Raw genomic sequence first — 23,811 nt, 5'->3', positions numbered from 1 at the left:
ACACAGTTATAAACCCTAACAACCAACCCAAATTGAGTACATCGCTAAACCTCGAAAGTATTTTCGTTGAAGAGAGCCAGATTCCAGATGAATTTAGGCTCACGGAAGAAATCAATCAAAAGGAGTTTCTTTCAAATGGAGAAATGAAACCGTGGAACGGACCATTTAACGAAGTGTTTTCTCCGGTATGCGTAAAAACCCCTGAAGGCTTTAAACGAAAGCGCATTGGTAGTTTCCCTGTTTGTACGGAGAAGGAGTCGACAGAAGCCTTAGATGCAGCTGTGGCCGCTTACGACAATGGGCGCGGGCAATGGCCAACTATGAGCGTGGCTGACAGAATAACCTGCGTAGAAAATTTTACCCACAAAATGCTGGAGCAAAAAGAAATCGTTGCGAAATTGATTATGTGGGAGATTGGAAAATCTTATGCCGATTCTGTAAAAGAGTTCGACCGTACGGTTGAGTATATCTATGCCACTATCGATGCATTGAAGGATATCGACAGACAATCATCACGTTTTGAAATAGAGCAGGGTATTGTGGCCCAGGTGCGTCGTTCTCCGCTAGGTGTGGTACTTTGCATGGGTCCGTTTAATTATCCTTTAAACGAGACGTTTACCACCTTGATCCCTGCCTTGATTATGGGCAATACCCTTTTGTTCAAACCACCTAAACACGGTACTTTATTACACTACCCATTGTTGGAAGCCTTCCGTTCTAGCTTTCCTAAAGGCGTGGTCAATACCATTTACGGCCGCGGTAATACCATTGTTCCGGGTTTGATGAAATCGGGAAAAATTAATGTACTTACCTTAATTGGGTCGAGTAAAGTGGCCAACGAACTAAAAAAACTGCACCCTAAAGTAAACCGTTTGAGGGCAATTTTAGGTTTAGATGCAAAGAATGCAGCCATCATTACCAAAGATGCCGACCTGGATTTAGCCGTTTCTGAAACCGTTTTAGGCTCACTTTCTTTTAACGGACAGCGTTGTACTGCGATAAAAATCGTGTACGTTCACCGTAGTCTGGCACAGGAATTTTTGAAACGTTTATCTGCTGAAGTGGAAAAACTGAAGTTTGGTATGCCTTGGGTAAAAGGAGTAAACCTTACGCCACTACCTGAGTTGAACAAGCCAGAATACTTAAAAGAATGTATTGATGATGCTGTTGCTCACGGAGCGAAAGTGGTGAACAAAAACGGCGGTCAAACCTTAGAAACATTCGTTTATCCGGCAATTGTATATCCGGTAAACAGCAACATGAAACTATACCGCGAAGAGCAGTTTGGGCCGATTGTTCCTGTTGTTCCATTTGATGATTTAGAAGAACCTATCGAATATTTAATCGGTTCGCCTCACGGCCAGCAGGTGAGTATTTTTAGCAACAATGCTGCGGTAATTTCTTCGTTAATCGATCCTTTGGTTAACCAGGTAAGCCGTGTAAACATTAACTGTCAATGCCAGCGCGGACCAGATGTATTCCCTTTCACGGGTCGTAAAGACAGTGCCGAAGGAACACTTTCTGTTGTCGATGCCTTGCGTTCGTTCTCGATCCGATCTTTGGTAGCCACCAAATTTACGGAGGATAACAAGAAGTTATTAAACGAAATTGTGAACGGAAATGATTCAAATTTCTTAAGTACGAAGTATATTTTCTAAGTAGAAATTTTATAAAAACCAAGCCGCAGATTAACAGCTATGAATTTGCGGCTTTTTTGTTTTGTGTTATAGTCCTCGTTTGTAACGAGGACTGTTGAGGTCCGCATTTGTAATGCGTTAAAGAAGCTAAATCGGCGATTCAATCGCCTTTTTCATGCATCCTCATTGTTCCCTAGGAATCACCTTGTGACAAACGAGGACAATATAAGTTACTGTCATTCTGAACGCCGTGAAGAATCTCCAGGCGATAAAAGGCAGAACCCCAGATCAATTATTACTGTAAGATAATATATTGCTTTAACAAAAAGATCCTTCCCAGCGTTCAGGATGATAAATCATATTTTTTACTTCAAACTCTTTACCAAACTTAGCTTTAACTCCTTGATCCCTTTCACTACCAAACCTGCAACTTGTTTGGCCCCTTCAGGGCTTAAATGCGTATTGTCTTTCTTGCCGTTAGGATAGTTCACATTTCCCGAATCAACATGATTGAATAATTTGATTGATGGTTCTTCACCCAAGCGGTTTAACAAACTTTCAGTTTTCACCAGCATATCGATCAAAGGAACGTTTAAAGAATCGGCAACCTGGCGGATAATACGTGGATAGTCACCGTGAGAATCCATCAGAACGCCATTTTTAAAACTCCTGCGCGAAATTGGTGTAAGTAAAACAGGAAAGGCTTTTTTACTTCTGCTTTCCTTTACGTAATTCACCAGATTGATTTTAAAATCAGCTAAGGAAACGCCAACTTCGGGTTTATCTACTTTCTCATCATTATGGCCAAACTCAATAAATACATAATCGCCTGGGTTTAGTTGCGCTAAAATTGGTTCCCAGTGTTTTTCGGCCCTGAAAGATTTTGTACTCCTTCCGTTCAATGCCCGGTTATCAACGGTAACATCTGTTTTAAAATAAGACTGTAATGCCATACCCCAACCTGTTTCAGGATAGGCTTTTTCTTCTTTATTGGCAGCAGTAGAATCGCCGATGATATACAGTTTAGTTTTCTTTGGGATGATGGTAAAAGAAAGTAAAACGGCCAAAACGCTTACTGATAAAATTTTAAATAAATTTTTGTCCATATCTCATTGAGCATGTTATAAATGAAATGGATTCCAATGATCTGTTCCACCCAGTATATTTTTTAAATTATAATTTTTCGCCTCTATGTCTGTTAGTTGCTTCGTCCAGGGTAATCTTGTTTTTGGCGATGCGCCATCGCCATTATTTTTATATTCTGCATAAAAAACACTTTTTTCTTTATCCGGAAACATCTTGTCGCCTTTCCACGGATTCCAGCCTTCGCGCAAAATATGTTTGCCCAGATTGCACTTTAAAAATACTGTTTTGGCATAAGGTCGCCAGGGCCTGCCCAAATAAACTTTCGTTACAGATGGATCTGCAATAAGCGTACAATTTATAAAAACAAATCCAAACTTTTGCCGGGCGGAGGTTGAAGCTGCAGTAATATATGAGTCACTTAAACTTTTTAGGGTACAATGTTGAAAAACCACGGTCGCCTTACCAAAAATAAAATCGGTTGTACCTTCGATATCACAATCCTGATAATATTGACGGCTATTTTCAATCGCGGCATATAGCGTATCCTGATTGCCCAAAAATCTGCAGTTTTTAGCTATAAATCGATCACCCTCTACATGTAAGGCCACCGCCTGCCCCACCCGGCCTGATGCGTTAACGATGCTTAGATTTTCGAGACGGATATCACTGCCCTGTACCAGCACGGTAAATGAGGTATAGGTACTGAATTTTGCATTGCCAAAGGCATCTTTACCCAGCAGATTAGGCTTTCCCGAATAATCGTCAAAAGTGATGATTGTATTCTCCCTACTTTCGCCAATAATCGAGATGTTAATTTTCCACGAAGGAATAATCAGTTTCTCTTTGTAAATGCCATTTTTGACATAAATTTTAACTTCTTTCTCGCCTAAATCCCTTACCGAATTTAGTGCTTCCTGGATGGTTTTGTAATTCCCGCTATTATCTTGCGCAACAGTGATTGTTGAAGGGTATTTGGTATCCTGGGCATGGGCGTAATGTATGGAAAAGACATTTAAAAAGAAAAGGGTAAACAACTTAATATAAAGGGTTCTTTTCATTTTGGTTTATTAAATCTGCAGTATAAAGTTCATTAAAAAGGGCAGATAAAAATCTGCCCTTTTTAATAAATATAAATTAGTTTCTCCACCGTGGATCACCTATTCCGTTACTCCTTAAATCGGTTTGGCTAATGGTAAAGTTACCAGTTGCAGGGTCAGTAAAACCAGGATTTAAAGTGGTAGAAGTTCCTGTATCATATTTAGCACCTGATGTTGCACTTCCCGAGAGATATGTTGGGGCATTGAAATAATTATTTCCTGTAAAATTTGCAGCTACAATAATGGTAGATGCCTGATTGCTTAAAATACCTCCAGAATTGGCTACAATGTTTTTTGAAAAATAAATTTCATGTTTAGCTAAACGAACATAAAATAACCTGTTTCCAGCGCCATTACAGATGCCGTTAAGTGTATTGGTTGAAACTGTAATTACCGAGGTAACGGTTGGAAAGTTAGTAGAACCTGTTGGATCCATTCTGAAAAAATCTCTCGACAGCACCGAAGCATAAACGGTATTGTTGGAAAAATTTAATGTTTTAGTTAAACCTGATCTAAAATCAATAAAATCTCCGCCATTACATTCTATATTGCTGATCACATTTCCTTTAATGGTAACGGATTCGATCATTGCTTTTAAGTTTACATACATCAAACCTTTAACATAGTTCTTGATTGTACAGTTTTCGACAGAAAGATTGCCATATGCATTATCAGAAGCCTCATCATATATAATGGCCTGATTTCCGTTTAATGCACCTGTACCATCTATTTCCAGATCTTTTAAACCCAGGCCAGCATTGGCTTTTAACCTTATCACCATACCTTTAATAATCGGCTTATCCGTTGGTTTTGCACCCTTTAACGAAATGGAAGCACTTACTGCTACGTCGGCATTAATGGTATAGGTACCAGGGAAAAGTGCAAATACATCCCCAGCTTTTGCATTGGCCATTAAAGTAGCCAGGTTATCCGTTGGCATTACTGCTATGGCACCCCCAAGATCAAGTAAAGTGGTAAATGTAGTGTTACCCCTGATTTTTGCTCCGTTAAATAGTTTTGCCGTATACAATGTTTCACCTGTTAAACCTGTTATAGTTGCCTCTCCAGCAGTAATTTCGGCGGCGGTTACCGTATGGGTAATGTTGCCGGGGGTCAGTGTAATTGTTGTTGCCGTTTCGCCAGCTGGCCAATTTAATACAACAGTATTTGATGTTAATTTAGCTGCATTAACAGTTTGGAAAATTTGTTCTGCATCTGTTTTTAATATTGCCGTGATCCATTTAGAGTCGGTAATGCTTTCGCCTACTGCCTTTACCCTAACCGAGTATTGCGTATCGCCGGCAAGACCGGTAACTGTATAGGGCAGCTGAGCAAAAGTGATATTGTTTACCGATTTAATAGGGGTACCTGAAAAATCAACATTTTCAAAAACTTCAATAGTATATGTTTTTGCATTGTTTACCGCTTTCCACGATAACCTTATGCCTGTTTTATTTACAATACTCGCTGCAAGATCGGTTGGTGAAAATGCCCTGTCGACCTGTAGTTTGGTAACTTCTTCCAAATCACTATCCTTACAGGCTGAAAACCCAATTAAGGTGATTAGAAAGAAAACGATTATAGATATATTATTTCTTTTCATTGCCGGTAAGTTTATAATCCTAAATTTTTGTTGTTTAACAATCCGTTAGATGAATCTAAAAAGACTTGCCATACGGGCCAGAACTGCTGTTTGTTTGGATCTTTAACGGCAAGGGCGTCCCAATAGGTAATTGCATCACCGCTGGCGGCCATTGTCCATGCCTTGTTTGATGTATATCCTAATGCAACACCCTGCGCATCGGTATCGCCGAAGTTTAAACCATAAATTTCTACAGTTTCACCATTTGCAGCCGTTCGGTAATAAATTTTGGTTGGAAGAGCTGCGTATTTACCCTGTCGGGTTTCCAATTGCTGAAGTTTGGTTTTGGCCTCCGCGATTTTTACAGCTAATAAGTTCCAACGGATTAAATCGTTCTTTCTTAACATTTCGCCTGTAAATTCCAATGCTCTTTCATTTACAATTGCATCAAAGAATGTTTGTTTTGATGCCGTTACAGCAGCCATAAACGTAGCTACTTTTGCTGGATTTGTTGGGAAAGCGCGGTCTCTGATCATTTTGAGGTACGGTGCAGCTGCAGCTGGTCCGTCCAATTCATTAATGGCTTCTGCTGCCATTAAAACAACATCCGAGTAGCGCATATACATCCAGTTTAAACCATCATCATTGGTAGAGGTAACACGTCGTTTCATCCATTCGTAACGGTATTTGCCAAAATATAAACGCCCTAAGGCCGAAGGTACCTGGTAACCGCCGGTATCGCCTGTGCCACCATCCCATTCGTAAGGAACAATGCTTACATCTCTTCTCACATCATCCCTATCAAATTCATATAACATTATCGGGTTTGGCCCATCGGTGCCCCCTTTATTCTGCCCTGTGTATTTATCAGTTTTAAGATGTTTAACACCTAAATCGAAAATAACCCTTCCTCTGCCTTCGCTAAAAGGAATCTCCCACATCGATTCTAATCCTGCCGCTCCACCTTCTTCATTCAGTTTTCTAAACACCTCTTCGAAACCCAATAACCTTAATTTATTGCTGTTTATGATTTCAACACATTCTTTTTTGGCAATGGCATACATTTTATCACGCGAGAGATCAGGATCTGCACTCAATTTCACAGTTCCATCCAGGCGTTGGGCATAACCACCAGCTGCCAATGCCAGACGTGCCCTTAAGCCTTTGGCAAAAGCCTTGCTTACTCGTTCCACCTTAGCTGTTGTGCTGTTCTCGCCCGGCCATGGCAAGTAGCCTGCTGCCTCATTTAAATCGGCCAATAATTGCTTGTAAATGATATCCCTGTCGTTTTTTGGCACATATGATGTTTCGCTTGTAATGGGTTCAAAACGGGCCGGAACATCTCCCCAGCCTTTAATTAGGTCATTATATAACACGGCTCTTAATGTCAAAATTTCCCCTAGAATCTGAGCCATCTGTGGGTTGCTGCTAATATTTCCGTAAGTTCTCAACCCCCTGATGGCCAGGTTAGCTCTTTCAATACCTTCGTAAAATTTAGCCCAGGCATTATCAGCGGTATTCATCTGGCCGTTGTTAACATTGGCATCGTAATTTGATAATTTAGCCTTATCATCTATTGTTTTTAAACCGTTATAGACTTCAGCATCATTATTCAGCCCATAGTAAACCAAAAAGCGTCCACGGTAAGAATTGGTTTCTCCGAACGACTGTAAAATACCCGGAATTGTTCCTTCTGCCAGAGATGGGGTAGAAAAAATAACTGATTCATCTAAGGAAGATTTTGTTGGAGCATCTAAGGCTTTTTTACAGCTGCTTACAATTGTAATGGCCGTAAGGATAAACATTGTATATATAATCTTTTTCATCTTTTTATATTAAACGATATACTTAGAAATTAACATTTACACCGAAAACGAACGATTTGCTTTTTGGATAAGCAGAATAATCTACACCAGGTGTTAACGGGTTTTTGCGACGCGTAGAAACTTCCGGATCAAAGCCCGAATAGTTTGTTAGCAACCATAAATTATAAGCAGAGGCATATATCCTAAACTTTTTCATTTTTAGTTTTTCCGATATTTTTGCCGGTAAGGTGTAACCCAATGTTAGGGTAGATAACCTCAAGAACGAACCGTCTTCAACTGCCCAATCGCTCAGCACAAATGTTTTCATGTATGGCGACCATAATGTGGTATTTGCATTCATAGCCGAAAGTTCTGCAGGGTCGTTGCTAATGGTGCCATCTGCGCGCAGGTTGGTCCATCGGTTTCCTGTTGCCATTTCCGATATCATGTTTCTGGAACTGTACTTACTTGTAGAGGTATATTCTATTTTGTTGGCATTGTAAATGTCGTTTCCATAACTCCAGTTAAAATAGGCCCCGATATCAAAGTTATAAACTCTTGAATTTACAGAGAAACCGCCAGTGTGTAATGGGTTCGCATTGCCTATAATTGTTCTGTCTGATAAATCAATTTTTCCATCGCCGGAAATATCTTCGATTTTCATAGAACCTGGGCGGATTGTTCCGATAAATGAAGTAGCATCTACTACACCAGGTTTTAATGTCCAGTTGCCTGTTGTTGCATTGTAACCCGTAAAATCAGATACTTCATATCTGCCGGCACTGCGATAACCATATATTCTTCCTACAGATGCGCCTTCTTCAACTAAATAATCTACACCTACCTCTGTTGAAGCCCAGCCAGATGAGGCGTTAATGTTTTTAACCGAACCCAATGAAAGTACCTTATTTCTGTTGAAGCTGATATTTGCGTTAAATGAGAGGTCAAAATTGGTTTTCTGCAAAGCATTCCAGTTTAAAGAAAATTCTAAACCCTTATTTTGTGTAGACCCAAGGTTCCGGTATTGGTTATCATAACCCGTTCCGCCCACAGGGAAAAGGATTAATAAATCTTTGGTCCTGTTTGAGTATGCATCTATTGTACCGGTAACTTTAGAATTAAACAAGGCAAAATCCAATCCTATATTCCGGGTAATGGTGGTTTCCCATTTAAGATCAGGGTTAGCCATCACTTTAGATGCAGCCCAGTAATTGTTAAAGCCATTTACCCAGGTAGTAACAGAATTCTGGAAACTTTGAACCGTTTGTCCAACTGGAATATTGTTATTACCTGCGCTACCATAACTCGCCCTCAATTTTAAATCACTGAGCCATGATTTTGTTCCTTTCATAAAGTCCTCTTGCGAGATCCTCCATGCGGCAGAAACAGATGGGAAATATGCCCATTGGTTTCCTGGAGAGAACTTAGATGATCCATCGGCCCTGAAGGTTGCACTAATTAAATACTTGCCTGCATAATCATAATTGGCCCTTCCGAAAAACGAGAACAGATTGTTGTCGTTAGAAAAATTGTTGTCGATCGTGTTTGCTTTTCCCTGGGTAGATAAAACCCTGGCCTGTTCGAAAGTAAATGTTTTAGGAAATCCGTGCACAACATTACTGAGTGTGCCCGATTCCGTTGTCATGTACTCTTGTCCCACCATTACATTTAAATTGTGCTTGTTGCCTATGATTTTATTAAAATTATAATTTAAGGTGTTCGAGTTTCTAAAGGTATTGGTGCTTGCGTTGGTGAAAATAATGGCAGGTAGATTCTGGTTTTCTGCCGAAGGAACATTTCTTACATAATAGGTTGTTGTGCCATAAAAACGGTCCTGGTTACTTCTAACATCATCAATTCCAACTTCAGAACGTAATCTTAAATTGTCAATAATATCGTAACTCAGGGCACCATTAATATTGTATGCCTTGCGACGGGTGAATTGGTTATTGTCGGAAATTGAAACCAAAGGATTGTAAAGGTTAAACTCATCATCAGTTTCAGTAGTAGTTGTTAATCCAGGCACAGGAAAAGGCGGGTAAATCATCGCAAATTTTAAGCGTGAATCTGCAGAGGAAACTTCATTCTGTTCATTGGTCCCCCCGCCGTTGGTTTTCGCATCAGAATACCTAAAGCCCAAATCCAGGGTAAGTCCTTTGAATAACTTATGGTTCAATTTAAAGTTCAGATTCTGTCTTTCAAAATCAGAAAGCTGCATAATTGCTTTGTCTTTAACAAAGTTATGACTGATGCTATATTTGGTTTTCTCCCCACCACCGCTAATGCTTAAGTTGGAGTTGAAAGTGTTGCCCGTACGTCCAAAAACAAGTTCCTGCCAATCATTCGCAAGAACATTTTTGTATAAATCGATGTCCTGGTAGTTGCCGAAATACTTGGTGTAGTCTGTTGGCGATTTGTCTAGAAGTGAACGCTCATATTGCCAGGTTACATAATCATAAGGTGTAAGTACATCCAGTTTGTTGGCAAGATTTCTTACTCCGCCAAACACATTTAAACTTATGGCCGTTTTACCATCCTTGCTGTTTTTTGTAGTCACCATGATTACGCCATTCGCTCCTCTTGAGCCATAAATGGCTGCCGATGATGCATCTTTTAGGATATCGATGCTCTCTATGTCCTGTGGAGCGATATCTGCGATGGAGTTGACAGGAAAACCATCAACGATATAAAGTGGAGTATTATCGCCGGTAATTGAACCCCCTCCCCGAAGGCGTACCACTAATTCTGCATTTGGCGAACCTTCAGTTGATGCAATACTTACGCCTGCAACCCGGCCCTGTATGGCTTCCAATGCCGAAGAAACAGGGGCTGCTGCAATTACCGATGCCCCTACTGAACCTACTGCCCCGGTTAAATCTTTTTTACGTACGGTACCATAACCGATGTTTACCGTTACCTCTTCAAGATTATTTGCATCTTCATCTAAAGAAACAGAAAGTTTCGTTTCGTTGGTTACCGTAACATTTTTGGTTTTATAACCAATGTAAGTAAAAGTTAAAACCGTTCCCTTTGCAGGTATAGTGATTTTAAAAACACCATTTGCATCGGAACTGGTTCCATTTTTTGAACCTGCGATAGTTACACTAACGCCAACCAAAGACTGGCTGTCTTTTTTATCTTTCACCGTTCCGGTAAGCTGTCTGTTCTGTGCCTGAGCTTCGGATAATGCGAGAAAAGAAAGAAATGTAAATAAGAGTAAAACTTTGCTCATAATTATTAATTTGTTTGAAACGATTTGGTTATTTAGATACTGCAATGGTTTGCAGATAGAATATAATTCTATTTCGGGATGTTATAGTTGGTTTATATTTGGTTATGTTGGCATAACAATTTTACAAACTAAAAAGCAAATGAAACCAGATTTAACTAAAAAAGTGTGCAAACGTTCCCAAAAACGTTAATTAGACGTTTATTAATGTTGGTGATTAAACACCCTTAAAGAGATATTTTTTGTAACTTGTACGCACCGCGAAAATGAGATTTGAAACATCTACCATAAAAGATATTGCTAAAGCATTAGGGCTGTCTACCTCTACAGTTTCCAGGGCTTTAAGAGACCGTTACGAAATTAGTGAAGAGACTAAAAAGCTTGTTTTGGCATACGCGGAAAAGGTAAATTATCGTGCCAATCCCATTGCCAGAAGCTTAAAGGAACGCCGCAGTTACGCTATAGGTATTATTGTAAGTGAAATTGCCAACAACTTTTTTTCTCAGGTGATCAACGGGATTGAATCGATCGCATACGATAAAGATTACCATGTAATTATCTCTCAAAGTCACGAATCGTATAAACAGGAAAAACTGAATGTTGAACACTTAGCCTCGCGCTCTATCGATGGTTTGTTGATTGCCCTTTCTTCTGAAACACAGGATATTGAATACTTAAGAAGTTTGTATGCCAAAGGCCTGCCAATTGTTTTTTTCGACCGCGTACCGGAAGATTTTGAAACCCATAAGGTAATCGCAAATAACTTCAAAGGTGCTTTTGATGCAACAGAGCATCTGATTTTATCAGGAAAAAGAACCATTGCTCACCTAACCAATTCCGAAAATCTTTCGATAACGAGAGAAAGGCTTAAAGGCTACCAAGCAGCTTTGGGTAAATATCATATCGAATTCAGACCCGAACTGGTTAAATATTGCCAGCATGGTGGCATGCATAGCGCAGAACTGGAGCAGGCTGTTAAAGAACTCCTACCCTTACAACCTGACGGGATTTTTATTTCAAGCGATCGCCTGACAACAGGTTGTATTATGGCTTTAAAGAAAACCAATCCTGAAGTAGCCCACAAAATTGCCATTGCAGGTTTTACCAACTCTAATCTGGTCGAATTATTTTCGCCGTCGCTAACTTCAGTTAAACAGCCTGCTTTCGAAATGGGGCAGGTAGCTACCGAATTATTGATTTCGATGATCGAAGCCAAAAGACCCATCGCGGAATTTGAAACTAAAGTTTTGGACACCGAACTGGTGAAGATAGCGAAGCAGTAGCGCTAAGCGTATGACGGTTGGGCTGATGCGCAGCACCCCAAACTCCCAGCGCTCAACTCCAAACTTATCCTCCGGCACAGGGTATTTAGCGTTAGCAGTGCAGGCTGATGAATGAACTCCAAACTCCCAACCCCCAACTCCAAACTAATTATTACCTTTGCACTATGGTAGAAATCACATTAAAAAAAGGCAAAGAAAAAGCAGCATTACAAAGACATCCATGGGTATTTTCCGGTGCACTGGAAAAAGTTAAGGGAAAACCCGAAGATGGTGATGTGGTAAAAGTTTTTGCTTTCGACAATGAATTTCTGGCCTATGGCTATTACAACAGCAATTCACGTGTCGCAGTCCGTTTGTTAGAATGGGATGAAACACAAACAATCGATAAGAGTTGGTATGAGAACCGCTTAAAACAAGCCATTGCTTCACGCCAGTTTATTTTAAGTGAACAAACCAATACTTGCCGTTTGGTTTTTAGTGAGGCTGATTTTCTTCCAGGTTTAATTGTTGATCAATACGCCGATTTCCTATCGCTACAGATTCTAAGTTCTGGGATTGAAAAAGTAAAAACAGCGATTGTAGAAATACTAAAAGCCGAATTAAAACCAACAGGAATCTTCGATAAAAGTGATGCCACAGCTCGTACCCACGAAGGTTTACCCATCGAAAACGGTTTGCTTTGGGGCGAAAATCCACCAGAATTTTTAGCGGTTAAAGAAAACGGGATCACTTATAACATCAATATTGCCGAAGGACAAAAATCTGGTTTTTATTGCGATCAACGCGATAACAGGCATATTTTAGCCAGCTATACAAAAGGTAAAAAAGTTTTAGACTGTTTCAGTTACAGTGGTGGTTTTAGCTTAAACAGTTTGGCTAACGGAGCGGCAAGCATCACCAGTGTAGATAGTTCGTGCCTAGCCGTCGAAACGCTAAAACAAAACGTAACCTTAAATAATTTTGATGTAAAAAAGGTAACCACCATTCAATCTGACGTAAACAAACAACTCCGCGCGTTTAAAGAATCTGGAGAATTATTTGATGTAATTGTTTTGGATCCACCTAAATATGCACCATCGCGTTCGGCATTGGACCGTGCTGCCAGAGCTTATAAAGATTTAAACCGTTTAGGTATGTTGCTGTTAGAGAATGGCGGTTTGTTAGCTACTTTCTCTTGCTCAGGAGCCGTTGATATCGAAACCTTTAAACAGATTATTGCCTGGGCCGCGCTTGATGCAGGTAAAGAAGTTCAGATTATTAAACAGTTCTGCCAACCAGAAGATCACCCGGTTAGGATTTCTTTTCCGGAAGGGGAATACTTAAAAGGATTGTTGTTAAGGGTTTTGTAGTAAAAGATGGTTCATTAGTTCACTGGTCATTTGTTCATTGGTTGGCATGGTGCAGAACCTACCTCCCTTGACGTGTGCAACCCACAAGCAATAATTTATTTAAGCCACGGATGAACACGAAATATTTTAACTCGATTTGTCGTCCTGAGGGGTAATTTATTGTATAAATCGATATAAATGAGAGAAAAGATTTGGGGGTAAATCGCCTCAAAGTATAGTCATCCGATAGCTATCGGATAACGATCGCTTTACTGGTGTCTGCCAATGATAGCGTATTCGAAGGATCTTAGTGTCTTCGTGCCTTTGTGGTCAAAAATATTCCTGTAGCCTTTGCGACATAAACCACTAAATTTCCTCCGAACTTTCCGGCAACCGCTCATACTCACCCTTCCATGCATAAAAGCCGAAAATCATCAACCCAAGGCTAATGGGAAGGAAAATAAAGAGGATGATTGCCCACTGCAGAATGGTGTTTGTGCGTTCAATATCAGTATGGGTCAATCCCACTTTGTCTATCGCCTGGATAAACAGAAAAGTCATGGTTAATGGGCCTAAAACCATCCAAACCAATCCTAAAAATTTCTTTAACGTATTCATTTTCTTGGTATCTAGTCGTTAATGTTTTCGTCTCTTTTGTTCGATAAATAAATTGTTCCGATAATTAAACTTAAGGTTGCGATACCTATCGGATACCAAAGCCCTGAAAGTGGGGTAGAACCCGAAAAACTGGCTATCAAAGTCGCAATAAACGGAACAAGACCACCAAAAACACCGTTGCCGATATGATATGGTAAAGACATTGAAGTATACCTGATTTTAGTTGGGAACAATTCCACCAGAAAAGCCGCAATCGGTCCATACACCATGGTGACCAATAAAATCTGGAAGAAAATCAAACCGACGAATTTCCAGAAAACCGGGGTTGGCAAAATTTTATCCTTCAATATTTCTTTGCCTAAAAGAATACCTTTTGTTGCAGAAACGGTGTCGGTTTGAACTCTATTAAAAGAGGCACCGTTTTTAAGCATGATCTTGGTAGAAACCGTCATTAAACTATCTGTCGAATTCGCAATCAAAACGGAGTTTACCGGTGCTGGCGTTGACGATAAAATATCTGTTTGCTCGATTTTAGTGTAATCCGTATTGTCCAAAAAAGTTTGATAAATGGGGCGATAAAAAAGGATTCCCAAAAGCATTCCCGTTAACATGATCCATTTCCTGCCCACCTTATCACTCCAGGCCCCAAATACAACAAAAAATGGCGTAGCAAAGGCAATTCCCCAAAGCAAAATGTACCGTGAGTCGTTAAAATCCAATTTACAGGTATTCTCCAAAAAAGACTGGGCATAAAACTGCCCGGTGTACCAGATTACGCCTTGCCCCATGGTTGCCCCAAATAAAGCCAGTAGCACCATTTTAAAGTTCGCCTTATTATTAAAACTCTCTTTTAAAGGATTTTTTGAAACATTTCCTTCAGCCTTGAGCTTTGAAAACATTGGCGATTCGTGCATTTTCATACGGATGTAAATCGAAACCACAACCAATACGATCGACAATAGAAAAGGAATCCGCCAGCCCCAATCGCCAAAAGTTTCAGCGCCCAAAATATTCTTGGTAATCACGATAATACCCAGCGAAAGAAATAACCCCAGGGTTGCGGTTGTTTGGATCCAGCTTGTAAAAAAGCCCCGTTTATTTTTAGGTGCATGCTCCGCTACATAGGTTGCAGCACCACCGTATTCCCCGCCCAAAGCCAAACCCTGGATCAGTCTCAGTATTAAAACCAAAATCGGGGCAGCATAACCAATGCTTTTATAAGAGGGAATTAAACCGATAAAAAACGTCGATCCACCCATCAATACCAGCGTGAGTAAAAAAGTATATTTTCTGCCTATTAAATCGCCAAGCCTGCCAAATACCAATGCACCAAATGGTCGGACGATAAAACCAGCGGCGAAAATAGCGAGGGTATTAATTAAGGCCGATGCGCCTGCATCCTCAGGAAATAATTGGTGGCCGATAATAACCGCGAGGCTACCAAAAATGTAAAAATCGTACCATTCGATCAGTGTACCTAAAGATGATGCCCCGATTACTTTAAAGATATTGTTCTTGGGTAAGGTTTCGCTCATAAGAAAAAGAATATTTGGTTTCCCAAGATAAACATTTGCATCACAATTGGCAACCTGTACTGTCTGTGATTTAATTTGTTACAATCTCAAACATTTCGACTTTAGTTTTGTATTTTCAACCGTAACTTATTTGTTTTCCATTCAGATTATATGCTTTTAATACAAAATATCAGGTTAAGTAGAATTTTAAGAAATACATGGCATGTTGATCTGATTATGATCGCCTCTTGTACTGCGGCTTATTTTGTCCGTGAGTATTTAATTGCCCATCATTTCTCTATCCCGTCAATTATTCCAACCGTATTGGGTACAGCAATTGCCTTTTTTATTGGTTTTAATAACAACCAGGCATACGATAGGTGGTGGGAAGCCCGAAAAATATGGGGCGCCTTTGTAAACGATTCCCGCTCTTTTGCAAGGGCTTTGATCAATTATGTTGATGAGGATGAAGAAAGTATAAAACGCATGATCTACAGACATATTGCTTTTTTATATGCGCTAAAGGCCAATTTGAGAGGCACTGTCGACGAAATTTATACCAAGTACCTATCTGAAGCAGATTTAAAGGAAATCGGAAAACACAACAACGCGCACAATGCGATTTTAAATATCCAATCCAGGGATTTGCAAAAACTGTCGAAAGCAAATGCAATTGATGGCTTCCGCTTTATTGAGATCAACGAAATGTTAACCCGTTTCTCTGATTCGATGGGAATGAGCGAAAGGATCAAAAACACCATATTCCCCACAACCTATACCTATCTAACCAAGGTGTTTATCTGGTTATTTGTAGTCACCTTTACCCTGGTTATCAGTCAGGATGCAGGTCCTGCAGCTATATTTTTGGGTTGGTTAATCGGTTTTGTATTTGTATCTACTCAGATTAATGGCATGAGCCTGGTTAATCCCTTCGAAAATAATTCGGCAGGTGTTCCCCTTAATCAGATTACCAGAACCATAGAGATTAATCTTTTGCAGATGCTGGAAGAAGACAATATTCCGGAGCCAATTAAACCAATCAATGATGAATATATTCTCTAAGCTTTAGCTGTTTTCTTTCCGATAAAGATGAACAAGAGAGATAGGAGCCAAAAGATAAAGATTACTATAATGGCATTCAGAATGGCTTTAGGATAACCCAGCTGTGCCACATCAATAAATGGATAAGGATATTTATTGATGAGGTAGCCCCTGATCACGACAAAAACAACATAAAGCAATGGATAAATAAGCCAGGTGATGGCCTGTTTATATAGTAGACTGGCCTTTTTAACAAAAAATATCCAAAAGAGCAGGAAAACCAAAGGACTTACCACATGTAAAAGTTCGTCAGCCGCTCTTGCCCAGCCTGTTGGTAAAATCAGCCCCCTGAGCATTACGTTGTAAATTAACCCCACCACTACAATATAAACGGTTATGGCTGTTAAGGTAGACGCTTTTGAAAATAAATGATTGCTTTGGTCCCGTTTAAAAAAAGATAGCCGGGTAAAACAAATGGCCACAATGATATTCGTGGTTATGGTAAAGTAAGATAAAAATACCTTTATTGTCGCAGGATAATCTCCGCCTGAAAGCGCTAAGCTCACCCCAAATTGTAGCCCTAAGGAAAACCATACCAGAATGGCTGCACAAATTACAAAAGGCCTGAAATTTTCTTTTAAATCCATAAGCGCACACTCGGTTAACTTCAGTGTGACAGAAAATTAAGAATTTAATAGGAATGAATTAAATTTAGCGGACTTTATTTCCAGTTCAGCTATTTTTATTCTCCTTTTTTCAGATGTATTACCCGCCAGCTATTATCGCCTTTAATTTTTCCTCAAACAGTATCGATTTAGCTTTAAATTGAGGATCAGAGAATGAAATATTGGCCGTCGCAAAAACAATTTTTCCATCCTTCCCAACCAGAACATTTGATGGAAAACCATGATTGATATTTAGTTTTCGGATTTCATCCTTGCTTAAGGATACGATTTCATATCTGTAACCATTTCTTTTTTGAAAGCGCCTTGCACTTGCAGGGGAATCATGCGTGATGCCGATAAATCTCGCTCCATTTGTCCCATATTTCGCTACCAATTTATTTAATTCAGGCATTTCGGCGATGCATGGCGGGCATTTTTCAAACCAAAAATTAATTACTACAATCTGGTTTTTTAGATCTGCATTGGAGAATGACTTTTTATTGATGGTTAGTCCCTTAAACGCAGGAAGATCTTTTTCTGATAAATCTTCAAAAAAAGTTTCTTGTGTAGCCCATTTAACCGGGGCATCTTGCGCCAATAAGGGTAGGCTAAAAACAGAAAGCAAAATGATCAGATAAATTTTCATCGGGGCTAAATATAAAAAAAGTCCCACCAAAACGGCAGGACTTTAGGGTTTGTTTAGCTTGGAAATTCTTATTTAAAGGTAACTGAACCGTACTCTGTTTTAATAGATACGTTTGCTCCACCCCCGCTCCCAATTTTACCTGAGTATTTTTTGGTTTCATCATCTTTACTCACCATGTTCGAGGTTACGTTCGAACCGTATTTAAAACCTGCATAAGATGTAGAAACATTGAAGTTGGCATTATAACGGTCTGCAAAACCCAAACCGATGCTTACATATTCACCACCAAAGGTGAAGTTTTTACAGGCTGGAGTAATTTCATTTACGCTTAAGCGGTTATAATCCATGTTGATGTTGGCATCACCATTCAGGGTGCCTAAAGTAACGTTCGAATATTCTGCATTTACGGCTATTTTGCCTGCCGATGCAATATTTAAATCGCCATAAGCCTGTTTAGCAACCGTATTTCCTCTAACCGTATTGATGTTTACTTTGGCATATTCTGAATTTAAAAGCAGGTTGCCGCCAATGGTACCAATGGTTAAACCTTTACCATATTGTATTTTAATATCAGCCGATTTCCTGATGGTATTGATATTTACAGCAACATACTCTGCATCAAGCTGTAAGGTGCCAACAGCGCCAATGGTTACCGGGCCATTATATTCGTGTTTTACCACAGCAGCATTCAGATCCTGAATATCGCATTTGCCATACTGCACATTGATGTAGTTGTTTACATTGCTTAAATTGCCCGCAACCAGATTACCATATTCTACTTTTAATGAAGTTGGACCAGAAAAATTGCCGAGTTCTACATTGCCATATTCTTGCGAAACCGTAAGTGGGTTTACCGCTGGCATATACACCACATAGTTTACTTTTACTTCCCTTCGCCAGGTGGTTACGCCATTTTTCACGCCACGGCCATAACGTCCGTTTCTATCACCCATATTGGTTCTGAAATTAACCACATCACCGTTTTTAGAAGCGTCAATACTTACGCCATCAATCAATTTTTGCGCATCATTGTCTGAGTTGCTATAGGCTTTAATGTCTACATCAACACGTACATCTTTTTTATCCCAGGTTTTAATGGTGATTGATCCGTATTGATTGCTCAGATTAATTTTGTCGTTATTATCTACACTAAAACTCTTGCTGAAAGATTTAGAACGTTCGGCATCGCTTCCTGTTTGTTTGTATTTCGAGGTGTTCACCATCGCCAGTGTCGACGATTTCTCTGCACTCTCCGCAATTACTTGCTCTGACGGACTATTTAGCACCGCTTCTTGCGCGTGGGTTTTTACGGCGATTAAAGCCATAAAGGCTAAAAATATTTTTATTGTTTTCATGTTGTTAATTGTTAAACATTTTATGGCTTAAAGCCTGCCGGCTGGCGATAAGCAACTTAATGTGGTGAGCGTTCTCCTAATGGTATCAAGTATGTTGAATCAAGTATCAAGTAGTGCGAATCGGGTATCAAGACTAGTTTTCTTACTACTTATTTAGCATTTGCTACTTTCAGCTTAAATCTGGTTAACCCTTTTGTAGTCGTCAACCTGGTTTATAATTAATAATTGTTGTTTTAATAACTGCAGTTGTATTTCGCGGTTTTTAACCATCGCCTTTACCACAAAAGTTTGGTTGGGCGAAGTTGGCAGTTCTGCTTTTAATCTTTCATAATCTTCATCAAGCTTTCTCAGATCTGCAGTAAATTTTTTGTACAGTTCTGGATTTGCAGAAGCAAAAATGGCCAGGCTATCTCTTTTTTCGGTAATTAAACCTGCAAAGTGGACTTCTTTCTTGGCGTACGAAGCACTAACGTCGGCTATTTCTAAATCTTTGTTTTGCAACCTTCCGGCGTATAACCAAACTAAACCGAAAACCACCACGATAGCGGCAGCCGCGCTCATCCATAAATATAGCTTTAGCGGTTTTTTTTTCTTTTTTGTATCTAATTCCAGTTCAATCTTTGCCCAAAGTGCTGCCGATGGCTCCATTACATCAAAGGCTTTACGGTTTTCCTTTACAAAGGTTTCTAATCTATTATTCATCTCTCATCCCTTTCTGTTCTAAAATACTTTTTAACTTCTTTTTAGCCCTCATATACTGTGTGCGGCTCGTGTTTTCGCTTATTTTTAAAATGTGTGCAATCTCTTCATGGTCGTAGCCCTCTAAAAGGTACAAACTTAATACCACCCTATAGCCATCTGGCAATTGGGTAATGGCAGCTCTAACTTCATCAGCCTGCAACCGCACTTCGCTGTCGTCAAAACTATCCTCATCAGGCACTTCCGATATTTCATCGGTACTTACAAATTCCATTTTGCGTTTACGCAGATAATTGATGGATTTGTTGATCACAATCTGCTTTAGCCAAAGCCCGAAAGTGGTTTCCTGCCTAAAATCTACAATTCTGGTAAAAGCATCCAAAAATGCTTCCTGTAAAACATCTTCGGCTTCTTCCTCGTAATTTAAAATGCGCAGCGCCACATTATACATGGCCTTTGCATACAGCTTGTACAATTCAAACTGTGCTGCGCGGCTACCCTGCATGCATTTTTTTACGAGTTCTAGGTTTTTATCGATGTATACGGCTTCCAAAATTTCGAATATTCTGATTATAAGACATAAGGGATTTTAAAACGTTGCATCAAGGTAGAAAAAAATTAAAATATATGAATGCAATTTTAAGGTTTGATCAAATATGCTGTCGTGGTGAGTAAAGAAAGCATATCTCTTCTCATGAAGATGTACTTTCGTTTTCTGATGAAAAATTGATAATGATTGGGAAATGTAGAGTTCCGTGCCTTTAGCAATTTCAGTCCCGTTTTTGGTACGCGTTCCGATGAAGGATCAGAAGTGATATCCAATAGCTATCGGATCGGGTTTTTTAATATGAATCAATATGGGAAACTCCGATCTTAACTAAACCTGACAGAAGCCGGCATTCCGATTTTAAATACTGTTTTTTGTTGTTTTCCGGTGTGTTTGCTTGTTCCACAGGTTTCAATCGGGATAAAGCGAATGGCAGGACTGTAGCACCGATGAAGTGCCGGCATTCTTTTCTAAAAATCAGAAATAATTTATAATTGAAAACAGACAGTTTTATGCTTTTCGCATTTGTGGAAAATCAGCGGCCTGATCATCATAAATTTGAAATCTCTGAAACAAACAATTAACTTCATGCCATGGAAACCGATTTAATCATTTCAGCAATAAACGAGATACACCAAAAAGCCGATAAGGCTTTAGAAAATAAAGATGTAACGGCTTACACCACAATATTCGACGAAGGTTTTACCTTTACACCTGCTGAAGGTATAGCGCTTAATAAACGCGATTATACAATCGATTTAAAAAAGTATTTTGGAAGTATTAAAGAAATCCATACGAGCTATTACCGCATTAAATCTTCTGTTGAAGATGAAATTTTTACTGAGAAAATTGCGCGTAAATCGGTTGTTTTAAAACCTAATCTGCTGATCTTCTCAAAAAAACAGACCATACAAACTGAAGAAATTTACCATTGGAAAAATGTTAAGGGGGAGTGGAAGGTTGTAGCAATTGAAATCGTTTTGGAGGAGAAATATTAATTAGGCAGAATGGAGAAATACATCAGATGGGATGCTGAAATAGTTTTTTAGTTTTTGTGCCATTTTTAAAGTAATATCTCTTTTTCCTGATAATATTGCTGAGACGTGCCCCTTACTTCCTATAATTGGCTCAAGATCTTTAGCCTTTACCCCCATTTCTTTCATTTTATATTTAATTACTTCTAAAGCATCCAATTCTGGCAATTGATAATTTTTTTCATCAAAATCTTTTACCAGAACGAGTAATAATTCTAGCTCATCACCTTCAGGAGTGTTGGGTGCTGCATGAAAAATTTCCATCAATCTTATTGATGCCTTATTGTAGTCGGTTTCGTTTTTTAATATTTTCCAATTCATCACTATAGATCATTATCCGTTAAAATTTTCGTGTCAAAGGCAATCGTTTCAACATCAATTTTGTCATATTCCTTATGTGTTCCAAACCAGATCACATAACAGGCCTGCTGTATAAAATTTACAGACACGATTAATCTAAAATCATTGCCTTTAATGTTGAAAATAACCCGATTGTTTGCTACAATACTTGCATTTCCATATACACTTTTAAGCTGATTAAAATTATCGAGCCGTATCTTGCTGAATTCATGAAACCAAACTAATAATGGCATTTCCGCTAAAGGGTAGACTTTAACATAATGCAGAATAGTTTTCTTCACTAAAATTTTCATTAATCAAATATAGTTAAAAGTTTTCAATTTGCAAACTTTATTGCTTACTTAAAACGCTACTTCAAAAACCTTCGCCTATAGCGCCAACTTTAAAACAAAATCGGTATTTTTGCCGCTCAATTTAGATTACAATATATGTTAAGAACAGTAACTTGTGGTGCATTAAACCTAAATAACTTAGGCGAAAGTGTTACGCTATGTGGTTGGGTACAGAAATCAAGAGATTTGGGCGGTATGACGTTTATCGACATCCGCGATCGTTATGGTATTACTCAGTTGGTTTTTAACATGGATGATAACCGCGAACTTTGCGAAGCCGCACGTTCGTTGGGCCGTGAGTTTGTAATTAAAGCCATTGGTACCGTTGTAGAAAGAAGCAACAAAAACCCAAAAATGGCAACCGGTGATGTAGAGATAAAAATTTCTGGTCTGGAGATTTTAAATGCTGCAAAATTGCCTCCTTTCATGATCGACGATGAAACCGATGGTGGTGATGAGTTGCGCATGAAGTACCGCTATTTGGATTTGCGCCGTAATCCGGTTCGCAATAACCTGGTTTTACGTCATAAAATGGCACAATCGGTTCGCCGTTATTTAGATGCTTTGGATTTTATCGAGGTAGAAACACCCGTTTTAATCAAATCAACACCTGAAGGTGCAAGAGATTTCGTAGTGCCTAGCCGCATGAACGAAGGTGAGTTTTATGCTTTGCCGCAATCGCCGCAAACTTTCAAACAATTGTTAATGGTATCCGGTTTCGACCGTTATTTCCAGATTGTAAAATGTTTTAGAGATGAAGATTTAAGAGCCGACCGTCAGCCTGAGTTTACCCAGATCGACTGCGAAATGTCGTTCATCGAACAAGAAGATATATTAAATACTTTTGAAGGTTTAATCCGCACTTTATTTAAAGAAGTACGTAATTACGATCTGCCAGAAGTGCCGCGCATGCAATATGCTGATGCAATGCGTTTATATGGATCTGATAAACCCGATACCCGTTTTGACATGCAGTTTGTAGAGCTTAACGATTTGGTAAAAGGAAAGGGTTTCCCTGTTTTTGATAATGCTGAATTGATTGTGGGTATCAATGCAAAAGGTGCTGCAAGTTATACACGTAAACAATTAGATGAATTAACCGATTTTATCAAACGTCCGCAGATTGGTGCTACAGGTTTGATTTATGCCCGCCATAACGAAGATGGAAGCGTTAAATCTTCTGTTGATAAATTCTTCAACGAAGAAGACCTTAAACAATGGAGCGAGGCTTTTGCAACAGAAAAAGGCGATTTATTGTTGGTTTTAGCAGGTTCTACCGATAAAGTGCGTAAACAGTTAAACGAACTTCGTTTAGAAATGGGTAACCGTTTAGGCTTGCGTGATAAGAATACATTTTCTGCACTTTGGGTATTGGATTTCCCGCTTTTAGAATGGGATGAAGAAACCGAACGTTACCATGCCATGCACCATCCGTTCACTTCGCCAAAACCGGAAGATATTGCATTATTGGATACCGATCCTAAAAATGTACGTGCTAATGCTTACGATATGGTAATCAATGGAACCGAAGTTGGTGGTGGATCAATCCGTATCCACGATAGGTCATTACAGGCATTAATGTTTAAACATTTAGGCTTCAGTGCTGAAGAAGCGCAAAAACAGTTCGGCTTTTTGATGGATGCTTTCGAATTTGGTGCACCGCCACATGGTGGTATTGCATTCGGTTTCGACCGTTTAACCTCAATTTTTGCTGGTTTGGATTCAATCCGTGATGTAATTGCCTTCCCTAAAAATAATTCAGGCAGGGATGTAATGATTGATAGCCCTAGTACGATTGATGATAAACAGTTGAAAGAACTTAAAATTAAGACGGATTTATAGGTTCATTAGTTCAGTGGTCATTGGTTCATTGGACTGGATGTCTATATAGCGCTTCCCATATACAAGTGTACTATAATCTTTTAATAAGAAAGCCTCAGGATTTAAAATCCT

Annotated in this window: 20 protein-coding genes; 6 read left to right on the top strand and 14 right to left on the bottom strand. The window is 39.3% G+C overall.

The window, feature by feature from the left end:
- Positions 1-32 precede the first annotated feature (32 nt).
- Positions 33-1,658: an NADP-dependent glyceraldehyde-3-phosphate dehydrogenase gene (locus R2S57_RS09235; RefSeq protein WP_316844759.1), complete on the top strand. Its 1,626-nt coding sequence runs from the start codon at positions 33-35 to the stop codon at positions 1,656-1,658.
- Positions 1,659-2,002: 344 nt separating this feature from the next.
- On the opposite strand, the gene R2S57_RS09230 is transcribed toward R2S57_RS09235, so the two are convergent.
- The 5 genes from R2S57_RS09230 to R2S57_RS09210 all read right to left on the bottom strand — a co-directional run bounded on the left by R2S57_RS09230 (position 2,003) and on the right by R2S57_RS09210 (position 10,439).
- Entirely contained in the window at positions 2,003-2,743 is a 741-nt protein-coding gene (locus R2S57_RS09230) for a rhamnogalacturonan acetylesterase (protein ID WP_316844758.1), read from the bottom strand.
- Between the two features lie 15 nt (positions 2,744-2,758).
- On the bottom strand, positions 2,759-3,781 hold the full coding sequence (locus R2S57_RS09225; RefSeq protein WP_316844757.1) for a pectinesterase family protein: 1,023 nt from the start codon (positions 3,779-3,781) through the stop codon (positions 2,759-2,761).
- Between the two features lie 76 nt (positions 3,782-3,857).
- Complete coding sequence (locus R2S57_RS09220) at positions 3,858-5,423, bottom strand: DUF4957 domain-containing protein (RefSeq protein WP_316844756.1); 1,566 nt, start codon at positions 5,421-5,423, stop codon at positions 3,858-3,860.
- 11 nt (positions 5,424-5,434) lie between these two features.
- Entirely contained in the window at positions 5,435-7,228 is a 1,794-nt protein-coding gene (locus R2S57_RS09215; RefSeq protein ID WP_316844755.1) for a RagB/SusD family nutrient uptake outer membrane protein, read from the bottom strand.
- Positions 7,229-7,250: 22 nt separating this feature from the next.
- Positions 7,251-10,439: a TonB-dependent receptor gene (locus tag R2S57_RS09210; protein ID WP_316844754.1), complete on the bottom strand. Its 3,189-nt coding sequence runs from the start codon at positions 10,437-10,439 to the stop codon at positions 7,251-7,253.
- A 263-nt stretch (positions 10,440-10,702) separates the two neighbouring features.
- On the opposite strand from R2S57_RS09210, the gene R2S57_RS09205 reads away from it, so the two are divergent.
- A complete protein-coding gene (locus tag R2S57_RS09205) occupies positions 10,703-11,719 on the top strand; it encodes a LacI family DNA-binding transcriptional regulator (protein ID WP_316844753.1) in 1,017 nt (338 codons plus the stop codon).
- Positions 11,720-11,883: 164 nt separating this feature from the next.
- Positions 11,884-13,068, top strand: coding sequence for a class I SAM-dependent rRNA methyltransferase (locus R2S57_RS09200; RefSeq protein WP_316844752.1), 1,185 nt, complete (start codon positions 11,884-11,886; stop codon positions 13,066-13,068).
- Between the two features lie 345 nt (positions 13,069-13,413).
- Here the strand turns inward: R2S57_RS09200 and R2S57_RS09195 are convergent, their stop codons facing one another.
- Together R2S57_RS09195 and R2S57_RS09190 are read right to left on the bottom strand one after the other, a co-directional pair.
- Positions 13,414-13,665: a DUF6814 family protein gene (locus R2S57_RS09195; protein WP_316844751.1), complete on the bottom strand. Its 252-nt coding sequence runs from the start codon at positions 13,663-13,665 to the stop codon at positions 13,414-13,416.
- Positions 13,666-13,676: 11 nt separating this feature from the next.
- Positions 13,677-15,200 carry an MFS transporter gene (locus tag R2S57_RS09190; protein WP_316844750.1) on the bottom strand — a complete coding sequence of 508 codons (1,524 nt, stop codon included), beginning with the start codon at positions 15,198-15,200 and terminating at the stop codon, positions 13,677-13,679.
- Positions 15,201-15,350: 150 nt separating this feature from the next.
- Here R2S57_RS09190 and R2S57_RS09185 point away from each other — a divergent pair, with 150 nt between their 5' ends.
- The gene (locus tag R2S57_RS09185) at positions 15,351-16,241 is read left to right on the top strand and encodes a bestrophin family protein (RefSeq protein WP_316844749.1); all 891 of its coding nucleotides are present in this window, start codon (positions 15,351-15,353) and stop codon (positions 16,239-16,241) included.
- Here the strand turns inward: R2S57_RS09185 and R2S57_RS09180 are convergent.
- The 5 genes from R2S57_RS09180 to R2S57_RS09160 form a co-directional block, all read right to left on the bottom strand.
- Positions 16,238-16,867 carry a Pr6Pr family membrane protein gene (locus tag R2S57_RS09180; protein ID WP_316844748.1) on the bottom strand — a complete coding sequence of 210 codons (630 nt, stop codon included), beginning with the start codon at positions 16,865-16,867 and terminating at the stop codon, positions 16,238-16,240. The two genes, R2S57_RS09185 and R2S57_RS09180, sit on opposite strands and share 4 nt — an antisense overlap.
- Before the next feature lie 118 nt (positions 16,868-16,985).
- Positions 16,986-17,531, bottom strand: a complete 546-nt coding sequence (locus R2S57_RS09175) for a TlpA disulfide reductase family protein (RefSeq protein ID WP_316844747.1) — start codon at positions 17,529-17,531, stop codon at positions 16,986-16,988.
- Positions 17,532-17,599: 68 nt separating this feature from the next.
- Entirely contained in the window at positions 17,600-18,886 is a 1,287-nt protein-coding gene (locus R2S57_RS09170) for a hypothetical protein (protein WP_316844746.1), read from the bottom strand.
- Positions 18,887-19,060: 174 nt separating this feature from the next.
- Complete coding sequence (locus R2S57_RS09165; RefSeq protein WP_316844745.1) at positions 19,061-19,588, bottom strand: hypothetical protein; 528 nt, start codon at positions 19,586-19,588, stop codon at positions 19,061-19,063.
- Positions 19,581-20,090 (bottom strand): RNA polymerase sigma factor, encoded by a 510-nt coding sequence (locus R2S57_RS09160; RefSeq protein WP_410479070.1) that lies wholly within the window; start codon positions 20,088-20,090, stop codon positions 19,581-19,583. Before R2S57_RS09160 ends, R2S57_RS09165 begins: the two co-directional genes overlap by 8 nt.
- A 635-nt stretch (positions 20,091-20,725) precedes the next feature.
- On the opposite strand from R2S57_RS09160, the gene R2S57_RS09155 reads away from it, so the two are divergent.
- Positions 20,726-21,130 (top strand): hypothetical protein, encoded by a 405-nt coding sequence (locus tag R2S57_RS09155; protein ID WP_316844743.1) that lies wholly within the window; start codon positions 20,726-20,728, stop codon positions 21,128-21,130.
- Here R2S57_RS09155 and R2S57_RS09150 read toward each other — a convergent pair whose 3' ends face one another.
- Positions 21,131-21,487: a type II toxin-antitoxin system HigA family antitoxin gene (locus R2S57_RS09150; RefSeq protein WP_316844742.1), complete on the bottom strand. Its 357-nt coding sequence runs from the start codon at positions 21,485-21,487 to the stop codon at positions 21,131-21,133. It abuts the gene before it with no gap.
- 2 nt (positions 21,488-21,489) lie between these two features.
- Positions 21,490-21,819, bottom strand: coding sequence for a type II toxin-antitoxin system HigB family toxin (locus R2S57_RS09145; RefSeq protein ID WP_316844741.1), 330 nt, complete (start codon positions 21,817-21,819; stop codon positions 21,490-21,492).
- 135 nt (positions 21,820-21,954) lie between these two features.
- Between R2S57_RS09145 and aspS the strand changes: the two genes are divergently transcribed.
- Positions 21,955-23,700 (top strand): aspartate--tRNA ligase, encoded by a 1,746-nt coding sequence (gene aspS / locus R2S57_RS09140; RefSeq protein WP_316844740.1) that lies wholly within the window; start codon positions 21,955-21,957, stop codon positions 23,698-23,700.
- Positions 23,701-23,811: the final 111 nt, after the last annotated feature.

It is taken from the genome of Pedobacter psychrodurus (assembly GCF_032678585.1).
Classification (GTDB): Bacteria; Bacteroidota; Bacteroidia; order Sphingobacteriales; family Sphingobacteriaceae; genus Pedobacter; species Pedobacter psychrodurus_A.
This window is presented reverse-complemented; position numbering and strand designations above follow the sequence as displayed.